General features: G+C 64.1%; 10 protein-coding genes and 3 pseudogenes. 6 read left to right on the top strand and 7 right to left on the bottom strand.

What is annotated here, in order from left to right:
* Positions 1-339 precede the first annotated feature (339 nt).
* Positions 340-1,515, bottom strand: a complete 1,176-nt coding sequence (locus AC1RU4_RS19760; protein WP_492892838.1) for a substrate-binding domain-containing protein — start codon at positions 1,513-1,515, stop codon at positions 340-342.
* Between the two features lie 326 nt (positions 1,516-1,841).
* On the opposite strand from AC1RU4_RS19760, the gene AC1RU4_RS19755 reads away from it, so the two are divergent.
* Complete coding sequence (locus tag AC1RU4_RS19755) at positions 1,842-2,594, top strand: IclR family transcriptional regulator (protein ID WP_492892837.1); 753 nt, start codon at positions 1,842-1,844, stop codon at positions 2,592-2,594.
* On the opposite strand, the gene AC1RU4_RS19750 is transcribed toward AC1RU4_RS19755, so the two are convergent.
* Together AC1RU4_RS19750 and AC1RU4_RS19745 are read right to left on the bottom strand one after the other, a co-directional pair.
* Positions 2,559-3,506, bottom strand: coding sequence for an NAD(P)-dependent oxidoreductase (locus AC1RU4_RS19750; RefSeq protein ID WP_492892836.1), 948 nt, complete (start codon positions 3,504-3,506; stop codon positions 2,559-2,561). The genes AC1RU4_RS19755 and AC1RU4_RS19750 overlap by 36 nt on opposite strands.
* A 16-nt stretch (positions 3,507-3,522) precedes the next feature.
* The gene (locus AC1RU4_RS19745) at positions 3,523-4,998 is read right to left on the bottom strand and encodes an aldehyde dehydrogenase (protein WP_492892835.1); all 1,476 of its coding nucleotides are present in this window, start codon (positions 4,996-4,998) and stop codon (positions 3,523-3,525) included.
* A gap of 168 nt (positions 4,999-5,166) precedes the next feature.
* On the opposite strand from AC1RU4_RS19745, the gene AC1RU4_RS19740 reads away from it, so the two are divergent.
* The 4 genes and pseudogenes from AC1RU4_RS19740 to AC1RU4_RS19725 form a co-directional block, all read left to right on the top strand.
* Positions 5,167-6,537, top strand: coding sequence for an aminotransferase (locus AC1RU4_RS19740; RefSeq protein ID WP_492892834.1), 1,371 nt, complete (start codon positions 5,167-5,169; stop codon positions 6,535-6,537).
* Positions 6,538-6,618: 81 nt separating this feature from the next.
* The gene (locus AC1RU4_RS19735) at positions 6,619-7,722 is read left to right on the top strand and encodes an AbrB family transcriptional regulator (RefSeq protein ID WP_492892833.1); all 1,104 of its coding nucleotides are present in this window, start codon (positions 6,619-6,621) and stop codon (positions 7,720-7,722) included.
* A gap of 69 nt (positions 7,723-7,791) precedes the next feature.
* Positions 7,792-7,998 (top strand): annotated as a pseudogene (locus tag AC1RU4_RS19730) (transposase); the annotation flags it as partial.
* 80 nt (positions 7,999-8,078) lie between these two features.
* Positions 8,079-8,313, top strand: a pseudogene (locus AC1RU4_RS19725) (transposase); the annotation flags it as partial.
* Positions 8,314-8,369: 56 nt separating this feature from the next.
* Here AC1RU4_RS19725 and AC1RU4_RS19720 read toward each other — a convergent pair.
* The 3 genes and pseudogenes from AC1RU4_RS19720 to AC1RU4_RS19710 form a co-directional block, all read right to left on the bottom strand.
* On the bottom strand, positions 8,370-9,080 hold the full coding sequence (locus AC1RU4_RS19720; protein WP_492892832.1) for a L,D-transpeptidase family protein: 711 nt from the start codon (positions 9,078-9,080) through the stop codon (positions 8,370-8,372).
* A 175-nt stretch (positions 9,081-9,255) separates the two neighbouring features.
* Positions 9,256-10,208, bottom strand: a pseudogene (locus AC1RU4_RS19715) (IS3 family transposase).
* A 207-nt stretch (positions 10,209-10,415) separates the two neighbouring features.
* The gene (locus AC1RU4_RS19710; RefSeq protein ID WP_492892831.1) at positions 10,416-11,555 is read right to left on the bottom strand and encodes an NADH-dependent flavin oxidoreductase; all 1,140 of its coding nucleotides are present in this window, start codon (positions 11,553-11,555) and stop codon (positions 10,416-10,418) included.
* Between the two features lie 149 nt (positions 11,556-11,704).
* Here AC1RU4_RS19710 and AC1RU4_RS19705 point away from each other — a divergent pair, with 149 nt between their 5' ends.
* Positions 11,705-12,598, top strand: coding sequence for a LysR family transcriptional regulator (locus AC1RU4_RS19705; protein ID WP_492892830.1), 894 nt, complete (start codon positions 11,705-11,707; stop codon positions 12,596-12,598).
* Positions 12,599-12,750: 152 nt separating this feature from the next.
* On the opposite strand, the gene AC1RU4_RS19700 is transcribed toward AC1RU4_RS19705, so the two are convergent.
* Complete coding sequence (locus tag AC1RU4_RS19700) at positions 12,751-13,254, bottom strand: hypothetical protein (protein ID WP_492892829.1); 504 nt, start codon at positions 13,252-13,254, stop codon at positions 12,751-12,753.
* Between the last annotated feature and the right edge of the window lie 283 nt (positions 13,255-13,537).

Raw genomic sequence — 13,537 nt, 5'->3', positions numbered from 1 at the left:
TTGCCGCACCCGGACGGACCGAGGAAGGAGAAGAACTCCCCGGCTTCGATGACGAGATTGGCGTCACGGACCGCAACAAAATCGCCAAACGTGACGTTGACGCCTTCAAGCTCGACGGCGGCAGCCATGGGGGGTTCCCTGAAATTTGCACATCGTGGCACGAGCCGCCGGCTCGTGTTTTCGGCCGCGGGCGGCTTCGCCCGGACAAGATGGCGTCCCGCCGATCGAGGGGGCGGCGAGGACCGGCGAATGGTGGCGCCGGATCTCGCCCGAGCGGCAGGACGCCCGCTCCGATTTTGCCGACAGGCGATGCCGGAAATGACCCGGCGCCGCCTGCGGTCACGCCGCCTTGAACTTCTCGGCGTATTCGTTGCGCAGCTGCGTGTACCAGGAGGTATCCGGCGGGCGGCGCCACAGCTTGGAGAGTGCGTCGCCCGGATAGGCCTCGGCGAAGTTCTTCTTGGCGATCTCCGACAGATAGGCGTCGGCGCCCTTCACCACCGGATTGTAGCCGGAATTATTGGCCACCATGGCGGAGATTTCCGGCGTGTGGATGAAGTTTATGAACTCGTAGACCTGATCGATATTCTTGGCGCCCTTCGTCATCGACCAGCCATCGATCCAGGTGATGGCGCCTTCCTGCGGTGCCATGAAGGTGACAGGCTTGCCCTGCTTCTTCAGCGACAGCGGCGGGCCGTCCCAGGTCTGGCCGATGACGCAGCCATTCTCCATGAAACCGGACTTGGTCTTGTCGGCACCGTCCCAGAACTGCTTGACCTGCACCTTGTTGGCAACGGCGAAGGTGATGATCTGGTCATAGATCCGCCGGGCGTTCTCTTCGTCCTTGTAGCTGTCGCGCATACGGTTCGAAGGAAGCTTGCCGGTGGCGTCCATCCACAGGCCGATGCCGAGCAGCAGCGAATGCGGGCGGCCCTGCATCTTGCCCTTGAATTCCGGCGCCCACAGCGTGCCGTAGCTGAGCTTGTCATAGGTCAGGCCGGGCGCGAGGTCGGTGCGCCAGGAGATCGCCTCCGAGCCCCAGCAATGCGGCACATGGTAGAGCTTGCCGTCCCAGGTCCACAGGCTGGTGGAGCCTTCGAGCATGGACGGAATGAGCGAATCGAGCTTCAGCTTGTTGGTGTCGAGCGGCGCGAAGACTTCGAGCTCGCGGAATTCCGGCGCCCGGCTGAAGGATGGCATGCACAGGTCGAAGCCCTCGCCATCGGTAGCCTGCAGCTTGTTGATCTGTTCCTCGTTCTGCGAGAACGGGGTGGTGCGGACCTTGATGCCGGTCTTCTTGGTGAATTCCGGCACTACCGGATCGGGCAGTTCGTCGCTCCAGATGAGCAGGCTGATCTCGCCGGAGGAGGCGAGCGCGTTGCGCACCACGAAGGGGCCGCCCACGGTCGCGGCGCCGGCACCGAGCGCGCCCTTGAGAAAGGTTCGACGGTTGAACGCCTGGGCGGCCATCAGGGTCTTCATCGCGGAAGAGGTCGTATTCTTCGGACGGGGCATGGCAGCAGTCCTATGAGTGAGCGGACAGGAGATGGACACGGGACACGCGGCGACGATGCCTTGGCCGGAAGAGCCTCCTTGCCGACATGGCAGCAGGAACCCAACCTTCGAAGGCAGCAGCAGAACCTTTTGCAGATCATTCTATTGAATAGAACGATTTATCGTTGTATAGAATGAAAATCGCACCGGCAGGTGTCAAGCATGTTCATGCCTTCATATTGTGCTTGCATAACATTTGCGCAAAATTGACTGCCGATGGGGAAATCTGCTTACCGGACACCAGGGCCGGCAGCATCGACGCCTAGCACTTAGGCAGGAGGGGGCGAATGGCGGCTACGGGCTTGAAGACCAAGGGGGTCGAAGCGGTCGACAAGGCGCTTCACATCCTCTCCTTGTTCACGACGGAATCGCCGAAGCTGTCGCTCGGCGAGATCAGCCACCGCAGCGGCCAGGTGAAGAGCACGGCCCTGCGGTTGCTGATATCGCTGCAGAATGCCGGCCTCGTGGTGGCGACGCCGGACAAGGCCTATGCGATCGGTCCGCAGGCCTTCCGGCTGGGACATCTCTATCAGCGCAGCCTCCGGCTCGAGCAGGTCGTGCGCCCGGTGCTGCGCGCGCTGGTCCTGCGCACCGGCGAGAGCGGGTCCTTCTTTCGACGCGAGGGCAATATGCGGGTCTGCCTGTTCCGGGAGGATTCCTCGCAGGTGCTGCGCGAGCATGTGCCCGAGGGCGAGGCGGTGGGCCTCGACAAGGGCGCGCCGGGCCATGTGCTCACCGCGTTCGCCGGCATTGACGGCACACGCCCGGCGACGGCCGAGCAGATCTCGCTGCTGCCGGTCGTCTCGCTCGGCGAAAGAGGCCCCGACATTGCCGGCATCGCCGCCCCGGTGTTCGGAGCGGGCCAGGGCCTGGTCGGCGCGGTCACGCTGTCGGGACCGCGCACCCGCTTCACCCCGCAATCGATCGAGGAGATGAAGCCTCTGGTGATCGGAGCGGCCGGGGATCTCACCCGCGCCCTGGCGGGATCCTTCTATGACCGCATGTCAGTAGGCACGGCCGGGCTCGATCACGTCGACTAACGGCTCCCCGTCGAGATAGCGGTCGAGATTGGCGATGATCTTTGCCGCGAGGCGCGGGAGAAAAGCCGGGTCCGACCATGATATATGCGGCGTGATGCGCACATTTGGATGCGAATAAAGCCGATGCCCGGCCGGCAGCGGCTCGGGATCGGTGACGTCGAGCGTGGCGAAGCCCACCCGCCCGGTATCGAGCGCGTCCAGCAGGGCTTCCTGATCGACAAGATCGCCGCGCCCGACATTGATGAGATGCAGGCCGGGCCGCGCGGCGGCCAGCAGCGCCCGCCCGACGATGTGCCGGGTCTCGGCGGTCGACGGCACGGCGACGACGAGATGATCCGCCTGCGCGACGAGCGCGTCGAGCGAGGCGCAGGGCTCGACCCCGGCATCATCCGGCGTCCAGGAGCCGCGGCGAACGGCGAGAACGCGCATATCGAAGGCGGTGGCTCGCCGCGCCACCGCCCGCCCTATGGCACCGTAGCCGATGAGGCCGAGCGTGCGACCCTCCAGCCGTCCCAGCGGGATGTCGCTCCATGCCTCGGGCGCGTGCACCGCGATCGATTCGATGCGCTTCTCGCGCGCCAGCATCGCCGCCAGCACATATTCCGCGATCGGCACCGCCGCGACGCCACGCCCCGAGCTCACCACCGGCCCGGCCCACATCCAGCGCGGATAGGCATCCATGCCGGCGGACATGGTCTGCACCCAGCGCAGCGCATGCGGCCAGCCGGGCGGTGGTTCGGCCGGGGCGCTCCGCCAGGCCGGCAAGACCCGCGTCAGCAGGATATCGGCGCGTGGATCGACCTCCCAGGGCCTTGCCGGCGCCTCGTCGGCGATGACGATCGGCCGCGAGGCATGGCCGCCAAGGCTGGCGCCGATCTCGGGTCCGAGCTGGTTGACGATCACCGGCGGCATCCGCGCCTCCCTGCTTCTAGATGTCGAACGGCGAGACGTATTGGCCGGTGAGATTTATCAGCACGCTTTTCGTCTGGAGATATTCGTGGATCATGTCGGCGCCGCCTTCACGGCCGAGGCCCGACATCTTGTAGCCGCCGAAGGGCGTGATGTTGGAGCTCGCCCGGTAGGTATTGACCCACACCGTGCCCGCCTGCAACTTCGCCGCCATGCGATGCACGCGGCTCACGTCCTGCGTCCACAATCCGGAGCCGAGGCCGAAGCGGCTGTCATTGGCGATGCGCAGCGCGTCCGCCTCGTCCTCGAAGGGCAGCACGCACAGCACCGGCCCGAACACTTCCTCCTGGGCGATCCGCATGCGGCTGTCCACCCCGGTGAAGATGGTCGGCTCGATGAACAGTCCGTTGCCGAGGCCGGGCCGCGTGGCGGGTCCGCCACCGCAGGCAACGATCGCGCCCTCGCTCTTGCCCATCTCGATGCGCTGGAGGATGCGGTCGAACTGCGGGCGATTGGCGACGGGGCCGATATGGGTCGCCGGATCCATCGGATCACCCAGCCGGATCTTGCCGGCCAGTTCGACGACGCGCGGCACGAATCGGTCATAGATCGAACGCTGGACGAGCAGCCGCGAGCCGGCGATGCAGCTCTGGCCGCCGGAGGCGAAGATGCCGGCGACCGCTCCCCTGGCCGCATTGTCGAGATCGGCATCGTCGAAGACGATGTTGGGCGACTTGCCGCCGAGTTCGAGGATGACGGGCTTCAGCTGCTTGGCCGCTGCGGCATAGACGGCGAGGCCGCCGTCGACACCGCCGGTGAAGGCGAGCTTGACGACGTCGGCATGCTCGACCATCGCCCTGCCGGCCTCGCCGCCGAGGCCGGAGACGACATTGACGACGCCGTCCGGAAAGCCCGCCTCACCGACCAGCGCCGCGAAGCGCAGCGCCGAGGCGGTGGTGAATTCCGACGGCTTGATGACGGCGGTGTTGCCGGTGGCGAGCGCCGGCGCGAGCTTCCAGGCCAGAAGGTTGAGCGGCGAATTCCACGGCGTGATCATTCCGATCACACCCAGCGGCTCGCGGCGCGTGTAGCTCAGGTGGTCCGGCCGGTCGGTCGGCAGCACTTCGCCGGCAATCTTGTCGGCCAGCCCGGCGTAGAAATAATACCATTCGGGAATGCGGCCGACCTGGGCCTTCATCTCCCGATACGTCTTGCCGTTGTCGCGAACCTCGATGGCCGCGAGTTCGTCAACGTTCCTGGCGATGACATCACCGAGACGACGCATCAGGGCGGCGCGGGCCGGTGCCGTCATGGCGCTCCAGGGGCCCGCGCGGAAGGCGCGCGAAGCGGCCGCCACCGCGGCGTCGACATCCGCGGCGTTGGAACGCGGCACCCGGCCCCATGCCTCGCCCGTGAAGGGATTGTCGCAGTCGAGATAGGCGCCGGATTGCGGCGGCACATAGCGCCCGTCGATATAATTGTTCCACACGTCCATCGCGCTTTTCTCCTCTGAGACGCCTCGGTCACCGCTTCACCGCTTGACGACGTTATCCGAGCACGACATTCTATTCAATGATTTTACGTTCTATCTAATAGAACAAACATGTACAGCGCGGGCGGCCGCTTGCGCTGGCATGGACCAATTCGAGAGGCGCGCACCGCGATGAAGCATTTCGAAGCCAACAGTCCCTATGCCCGCGATATCGCGGCGGTCATCCATCCCCATACCAACCTGCGCAAGCACCTCGAGAGCGGGCCGGGGATCGTCGCTCGCGGGCGCGGCCTGTTCGTCTATGACGAGGAAGGGCGGGAGTTCTTCGACGCCGCCGCCGGCCTGTGGTGCGCCTCGCTGGGCTTCGGCGTCGAGCGGCTTGCCCGCGTCGCCTATGAGGCGATGAAGAATCTCGGCTACTACCAGATTTTCCGCGGCGCCTCGAACGAGACGGCGATCGAACTCTCGGACAGGCTCCTCGCGCTCGCGCCCTGCCCGATGTCGAAGGTGCTCCTGCAATGCTCGGGCTCGGAGGCCAACGACACCGCCGTCAAGCTGGTCTGGTACTACTGGAACGCGGTCGACAAGCCGGAGAAGCGCAAGATCATCTCGCGCAAGGGTTCCTATCACGGCTCCACCATCATCGACGTGTGCCTGACCGGCAAGCCGGAGTTCCACGCCGGCTTCGGCCTGCCCTTCCCAGGCTTCCTCCACACCGACATGCCCAATTACTACCGCAACCATGTCGAGGGCGAGAGCGAGGAGCAATTCTCCCAGCGCCTCGCCGACAATCTCGAAAAGCTCATTCTCGAGGAAGGCCCCGAGACCATCGCCGCCTTCTGGGCCGACCCGGTCGTCGGCGGCACCGGCGCCGTCCTGCCGCCGAAGGGCTATTTCGAGAAGGTCCAGGCGCTGCTGCGCAAATACGACATCCTGTTCGTCGCCGACGAGGTCATCTGCGGCTTCGGGCGCACCGGCAACATGTGGGGCTCGCAGACCTTCGGCCTCCAGCCGGATATCCTCACCTGCGCCAAGGCGCTCTCGGCGGCGATGCAGCCGATCTCGGCGGTGCTGATCAACGAGCGGATCTTCGAAGGCATGCTGATCCAGAGCGACCGCAACGGCCGCTTCGTCCACGGCTACACCTATGCCGGCCATCCGGTCGCAACGGCGGTGGCGCTGGAGACGCTCAAGATCTACGATGAGATGGACATGATCGGCCATGTGAAGGCGATGGAGCCGCTCTTCCTCGGCGGTCTCGGCGCACTCGCCGACCATCCGCTGGTGGGCGACGTGCGCGGCTGCGGCCTCATCGCCGGCATCGAGGTCGTCGCCGACAAGACGACACGCGAGATGTTCCCGGCAAGCGTCGGACTGCCGGCAAAGCTCGAAGCCAACGCGCTCAAGCACGGCCTCATCCTGCGCCATGTCGGCAACCGCCTCGCCTTCTGCCCGGCGCTGGTCATCACCGAAGCCGAGATCGGCGATCTCGTCGGCCGGGTGAAGGCCCTGCTCGACGACACCCTCGCCGAGCTCGGCTGACGCGCCGCTTTCCACCTCGAACCCTTTCGCACCGCTTGCAGAACGGGCGAACGCACCCGCGTTCGCCCGCAGGAGATTCGCGTGACCGATTTCCTCGGCGAGGAATTCGCCCTGTCCTCGAGCCGCGAACGGCGCAAGGAACTGCTCACGAAGGCCGTGCGCGGCGCCCTGACGCTGGCCGTCGGCGCCTTGGGCGGCTTCGTTGCCAGCCGCCTGCATCTTCCCTTGCCGTGGATGATCGGCGCAATGATCGCCTGCGCCCTGCAGGTGTGGCTGACGCCCGGCCTCATCTGGCCCGGCACTCGCCCGCTCGCCCTCATCGTCCTCGGCCTCGGCCTCGGCCAGAGCTTCACCTCGACCATTCTCGCCGCGGTGGCCTCCGCGCTGCCGGTCGTCGTCATGGCCGGCATCCTGACGATCCTTATCGGGGTCGTGTTCAGCCGGCTGTTCGCGAAGCTCGCCGGCACCGACCTGAAGACCGGCTATTACTGCGCCGTGCCCGGCGGGGTGATCGTCATGGCGATCCAGGCCGAGCGCGTCGGGGCCGACGTCGCCACCGTCACCTTCACCCAATCGATCCGCCTCGTCATCGTCGTGCTCACCATCCCGCCGCTGCTCGCCCTGTCGGGCATCTCCCAGCACGGCGAATTCCCGATGAACGCGGCGAATCCGGCCATCCATCCCCTGGCCCTCGCCGGCATGATCGCCGCCGGCTTCCTCTGCGCACGGGTCGGCAGGAAACTGCGCCTGACCAATCCCTGGATGATTATGCCCTGCTTCATGGCGGTGGCGTTCTCAGCCTATGATTTTCTGCCCTCGGGCGTGCCGGTCGGCATGATCGACGCCTCGCAGGTGGTTCTCGGCGCCTCGCTCGGCATCAAGCTGACGCGCGGCTTCCTGCTGCGCTCCTGGCACCTGCTCGTCGCCTCGGTCGTGTCCACTCTCGCGCTCGCCGTGGCGCTGGCGGCGCTGGCCATGGGCGTGGCTTGGTTTGCGGACCTGCCGACAGCTGCGGTCATCCTGGGCATGGCTCCGGGCGGCATGCCGGAAATGTCATTGACGGCCCGCGCCCTCGACGCGCCCGTCGCGCTGGTGCTCGGCTTTCATCTGGTGCGAGTGATGCTGTCGAACCTGCTCATCGAGCCGATCTGGCATCTTGCCGTCAGGCTGGGTATCGCGCGCTAGGGTGTGAATCCCATAGCGGGTATCGGGCCTTGTGAGTTTCTGATTCAAGGTTTCCGAGGAGGAAGCCTGATGAAGCACCTTTACTGGCTGGACGATGCCGCCTGGTCGAAGATCGAGCCGCTACTACCGCATGGGCGTCGCGGTGCGCATCGGGTGGATGATCGTCGCGTGATCAGCGGGATCATCCACATGCTTCGGATCGGGGCACGCTGGCGGGACTTCCCGGCGGCCCATGGACCGTACACGACGATCTATAACCGCTATCACCGCTGGAGCACCGCTGGAGCCAGCAGGGCGTCTGGTTTGCGATCTTCGAGGCCCTGATCGGTTCGAGCGGCGTGTACGGGACAGCCGCCATCGACGCGACCCATGTCAAGGCGCGCCGTTCGGCGGCCGGCGCAAAAGGGGGACTTCGTCCAGGCCATAGGACGATCCCGCGGCGGCCGCACGACCAAGATCCGTGCGGTGACCGATGAGATCGGCCGGCCGCGCGTGCTTCTCCTGACGCCCGGCAATATCAACGACGTCACCATGGCGCCGCCCCTCCTCGCGGCAGCTGGGCCGATCCCGCGACTGATCGCCGACAAGGCGAGCGCGGCGCTGCTCTGCCCACACCGACACCACCGCTGTCGCGGAACTGACCATTGCTACGCCGGCAGGACAATCACCTTGGTTTTGACCGGCGTGCGGTCGTACAGGTCGATCATGTCCTGACTCAGGAGGCCGACACAGCCGCTGGTCACGCCTGAGCCGATCGATTCAGGATCGCTGGTCGCGTAGATCGTGTACAGCGTGTAAACGCCGTTCTGGTAGAGATGAAGCGTGCGGGCGCCGAGTGGATTGTCGAGGCCGCCGGGCATGCCGCGGGCGTATTTAGCCGCCTCGGGCTGGCGCTGGATCATCTCCTTGGGCGGTGTCCAGGTCGCCCATTCGCTTTTACGCCCGACATAAGCGTCACCGCTCCACAGGAACCCGTCGCGACCGACATTGGCACCATAGCGGGTGGCGTTTCCGTCTTCCTCGACTCGGTAGACGTAGTAGTGGCTCGGATCAACGATAATCGTGCCGGGCGCTTCCTCGGTCTCGTAGCGCACGGTCCGGCGGAAGTATTTCCGGTCGACCTTGGTGACATCGACCGCCGGTATCGGGAATTTCTCCTCGGGCACCGGCCCGTAGACCTTCTCCGCCTCGGCGAGGCTCATGCCGTCGGGTGTCGCACAGCCGGCCAGCCCGAGCGCGCCGAGACCGACGGCCGAGCCGGCGAGAAACGCCCGGCGGCTGAGCAACCCCACCCGACGATCGAGCGGAGCGATCTCGTCCATTTTTTCGGCATCGGCATTCCGACTGTCCACGATCATGATTTTGGACTTCCCGTGTCCTACTGCCCTACAAGATAAACACCCTGCTGGGCGTCTCACTGACCGGGTGTATGCCGGCACACGGTTCGACTGGCAAGTTCAGCTTTCGTTGGGCGCTGCTCGCCTTGCGCCAAAGCCGGCTCATTGGCCTGCCGCGGGTTCTGTGGAGACCGGGTTAAGCTAATCCGCCCTTCTTTTGGAACTCGACCGGGCTGAGATAGCCGATGGTCGAGTGCCGGCGGACCGTGTTGTAGAACCGCTCGATGTCGTCGAACATATCGGCCCTGGCGGCGTCACGCGTCCGGTAGACCTCGCTCCTGATCCGCTCGGTCTTGAGCGACGAGAAGAAGCTCTCCATAGCGGCGTTGCCCCAGACATTGCCGGGTCGGCTCATCGAGCAGGTGACACCAGTATCGGCCAGCAGTTGCTGGAAGGGCTGGCTGGTGTATGGGCTTGCCTGATCCAAGTGATGCAGCAGGGCTTGGTGATGCAGCAGGGCTTGCGGCTTGCCACGCCGCCAGATCGCCATGACGCGTGCGGCGGTGACGAGTCGGGCTGTCATCTCGGCCTTCATCGACCTGCCAACGACACGCCGGGAGAACAGGTCGATGACCGCCGCCACGTAGAGCCAGCCCTCGGCCGTCCAGGCATAAGTGAAGTCGGCGATCCATCGCCGGTTCGGCCGGCTCGCAGAGAACTGCCGATCGAGCACGTCGGGTGCGATGACCGAGGCAAGGCGTTCGCCCGCATCCTTAGCCAGACCGCGTCGCCGAGGTCGGGCTTGCAAAGCCTCTGCGCGCATCAGGCGCTCAACCTTGTGCAGGCCGCAGGAGACACCATCGGCCCGAACATCGCGCCACACACGACGGGCGCCATGGGTCCGGTCGCTCGCGATGAAGCTCGCTCGCACCTTCGCGCCGATCCTCTCATCGTTCAGGGAACGCGGGCTCGGGCGACGCGTCCGGGAAAGGCCTGGGCCGGATCGGCTCCCAACTCCCGGACCCACCTGCGCAGCACGTTCGCGTGTACGTCCAGATCCCGAGCCGCCGGCGCAACGCTCGCCCCTCGGTCCTTGATCAGGCGAACCGCCTCGATCGTGAACTCACGCCCGAATGTCCTGCGCTCCATGTCCCTCCTCCGACTTCATGAAACTCCCAATCTCGGTCTCCACAAAACCAGCAGATGGCCACAACGATGCACGCCAACACGACCTACCCGGTTCCGGCCAGAGCCAGATCGGGAAGCGAGCGCGGGTGTAGCTCCTGCTGGAATGATCGCGCCTATCAACCGCTGTGATCGTACGCGCGATCCGCTGCCTAATTCATCCGAAGAGGTTTAGAGAGTCTCCCCGAGATTGAACCATCCGGGCGTGGCTTCGATCGTCCGCCACAATTTGTTGGGAAGCGCGATCTGCGGGACGCGTGAGGAGGCCAGCCCCATGTTGATTTGCGTGTCGCGACCAGAACGCGCCAACTCGACCCAGTCCGGATTCATCACCAGGCCCTGGCCGACAGCCACCATATCCAGTCCCATCGCGAGAGCGCGCTCCGCCTGTTCCGGCTTTCGTATCTGTCCTGCGGCAATGACCGGCACGCGCCCGCTCACTTGGTCAAGGATATATTCCACCGTTGTTGTGCCATTCTCGTACCCCATGGGAGTTGCCTCCAACACATTGGCCAATGAGGCATGGAGATAGTCGATCCCAATCTCGACAAGCCGGTCGACGAGCGCCAGCGCGTCGTTGATCCGCAGGCCGTCTGCGTCTGGCTCTTCAGGTGAGATGCGATAGCCGATAAGGAACGGCCGCTGAGCATAGGCCGCCCTCACCTGCGTCACTTCCCGCACTACGGCCAATGGGAACCGCATGCGGTTCTCCAGCGTGCCGCCCCATTCATCGTCGCGCTGATTGAACTTTGGCGACAGGAAGTTCTGGATCAGGAAACCGTGGGCGCCGTGGAGTTCGATGCCGTCGAACCCCGCCTCGATAGCGCGGCGGGTCGCTTCGCCGAAGGCCCGGATGACGTCCTGGATCTCATGGGCTTCGAGGGCACGCGGCGTTACCGATTGACTGAAGGGGCCGGCTTCCGTGGTGACGGTACTCGCGCTGACCACATCAGCGCCAGGTATCAGTGCTGGAACGGCTTTGTTGCCGGCATGGAAGATCTGCAGGATCGCCGGCGCCCCACCATGTTTGGCAGCCTCTGCCAGCCGCCTAAGACTTGGCATGAACCGGTCGTCCCATGCTGCGAACTCATCGGTGAAGCCGATGCCATTGGGCAGCACATGCGTGCATCCGGTGATGACCAATCCCACGCCGGAGACGCGATGACGGTAATAAAAGATTTCGTCATCCGACACCGTTCCGTCGGGGTTCCCGGCCCATGTCGTCATAGGGGCCATGGCAACGCGATTGCGTGAAACGAGTCCGTTCTCCCAGACCAGAGGCTCGAAAAGACGATGGTGAGCGGCACTCATAGCGCAACCTTTCTCGGGATGGATGTCGGTGGCGATTGCCTCCTCATGGAAGGTTGCCTTGCACCACCTCTGTGCTCCGGAAACTAGCGCGCGACACAGAGTTCGATAATCCGCTATAATTCGCTCGACCTTATGCATGGTACACATGAATGAAGCGAGACGACCTTTATGATTTGGCCGCTTTTGCAGTCGTTGCCGATTTGGGAAGCTTCACCCGTGCCGCTGCTCAGCTAGGCATGTCGCAGTCAGCTTTAAGCCACGCCATGAAGTCCCTCGAAGAACGTCTCGGCGTCAGGCTGCTGTCACGCACGACCCGCTCTGTGTCCACGACCGAGGCCGGGGAAACGTTGTTGCGCTCCTTGCGTCCCGCACTGGACGATATCCGTACCGGGGTCGACGCAATTGGCGCATTGCGTGGCAAACCATCGGGAACCGTTCGGTTGACCGCCACGAAGCACGCCGTGTCTTCGGTTATCATGCCGGCTTTGCCGCGACTGCTCGCGACCCACCCCGACATCCAGCTCGATGTCGTGATCGATGACAATCTCACCGATATCGTCGCCAACCGTCTGGATGCCGGCATTCGCTTTGGCGATATCGTCGAAAAGGACATGATCGCCGTCCGCATAGGGCCTGACATCCGGATGGCCGTCGTCGGCGCGCCGTCTTACTTCGCGGACCATCCGGTGCCGAAGAGTCCCCGCGAACTGTCCGATCACCGTTGCATCAACTATCGCCACGTGAGGACCGGAGGGCTTTACGCCTGGGACTTTGAGGATAACGGTCGGCCGTTCCAAGTGCGGGTGGATGGACCGCTTGTGTTCAACAATTCCGACCTGATCTGCGATGCGGCCCTAGCCGGTCACGGCATCGCTTTCGTCTACGAAGACGAGGTGGCAGCGGAGATAGAGACTGGGCGCCTCCAGCGCATTCTGGAACCGTGGTGTCCGACTTTCCCTGGCTATTACCTGTATCACCCTAGCCGTCGCCAGACGCCGCCTGCCTTATCCGCGCTGATCGCGGCCTTGCGCTATAAAGCTTAGCCAGAGCCATCAATGAATAGTGCGATAGCGTCGTGAATAGCCCAACGATCGCAATGGTATGGCCAAAAAAGGCGAGAGCATCGCTTTCAAAATCCCAGAACTCGAAACTCATCTGCATGACGAGCTTGGTGCTGAGATTGATCACGGTAAGGCTATAAGCACCATATATGGCTATCGCGGCCGAAATGGCGTGCAAGACGAATACCCGGGCCCGACTCGTGGAGATAATGCCCAATCGCGAGCGCGCCAGGCCCATGATCACGGTCCATTGCAGGCCCAAATGCAGGCCCACCACGAGCAACGCCATATAACCCACCGAGGCGTGGATCTGGCGTAGCGAGAAGGTACTGGTCAGCGGCAGAAAGCTGAATACCGCCCGTGAGATGATCACGCTCGTTGTCAGCAGCGCCAACATGATGGCCAGAAAGGAAATGGGTCGCCGGGGGAAGCCGCTTGCCGGCCTTTGCCAGTTCGATCGTCTCCCGCGTCGCGAAAGCTCCCTCCTTAGCGGATCCACGGTCATAGACCGCGTAGAGGATGTACTCGTCGAAATTTGTCGGGAAGGTCGTGCGGTTGACCTGAGCAGATACATCCCAGCTGAACAGGGCGATAGCGCCGGCGATGGCAGAAGCCAGCGCAAGAGACTTGAATTTCATGCGAAGTCCTAAGGTTCAGAGGGCCGGCCAACCCCTCTGCTGCCCGGCTTGCCTAACGTAAGCGTGGGCATTTCCCGCGATTAGACGGCTGAATGCGAATGACCCTAGCGATCCGGTGCATATATGGCGCGCCCATCCTAAAGTGGGGCACCCCTCGATAGATGCATGTGGTGCATAAGCTCTATCGCTTCTGCGCGGCTAATCAGCAGATTACGCCGGCTCTAATGTTCCGCTCTGTTTTTGAGATCTGGGGCGCCCAGCCCCAAAGCCGCCAGGGTCAATT

This window comes from Ancylobacter sp. GW821-FHT10E12 (genome assembly GCF_058809335.1).
The sequence above is the reverse complement of the archived record's forward strand: the minus strand, read 5'-3'. Positions and strand labels throughout refer to the sequence as shown.

Excerpts from the sequence above, each read along its gene's own strand:
- AC1RU4_RS19760 (WP_492892838.1), bottom strand. The coding sequence starts at position 1,515 with ATGCCCCGTCCGAAGAATACGACCTCTTCCGCGATGAAGACCCTGATG.
- AC1RU4_RS19750 (WP_492892836.1), bottom strand. The coding sequence starts at position 3,506 with ATGCCGCCGGTGATCGTCAACCAGCTCGGACCCGAGATCGGCGCCAGC.
- AC1RU4_RS19720 (WP_492892832.1), bottom strand. The coding sequence starts at position 9,080 with ATGATCGTGGACAGTCGGAATGCCGATGCCGAAAAAATGGACGAGATC.
- AC1RU4_RS19700 (WP_492892829.1), bottom strand. The coding sequence starts at position 13,254 with ATGAAATTCAAGTCTCTTGCGCTGGCTTCTGCCATCGCCGGCGCTATC.
- AC1RU4_RS19740 (WP_492892834.1), top strand. The coding sequence starts at position 5,167 with ATGAAGCATTTCGAAGCCAACAGTCCCTATGCCCGCGATATCGCGGCG.
- AC1RU4_RS19710 (WP_492892831.1), bottom strand. The coding sequence starts at position 11,555 with ATGAGTGCCGCTCACCATCGTCTTTTCGAGCCTCTGGTCTGGGAGAAC.
- AC1RU4_RS19745 (WP_492892835.1), bottom strand. The coding sequence starts at position 4,998 with ATGGACGTGTGGAACAATTATATCGACGGGCGCTATGTGCCGCCGCAA.
- AC1RU4_RS19755 (WP_492892837.1), top strand. The coding sequence starts at position 1,842 with ATGGCGGCTACGGGCTTGAAGACCAAGGGGGTCGAAGCGGTCGACAAG.
- AC1RU4_RS19705 (WP_492892830.1), top strand. The coding sequence starts at position 11,705 with ATGAAGCGAGACGACCTTTATGATTTGGCCGCTTTTGCAGTCGTTGCC.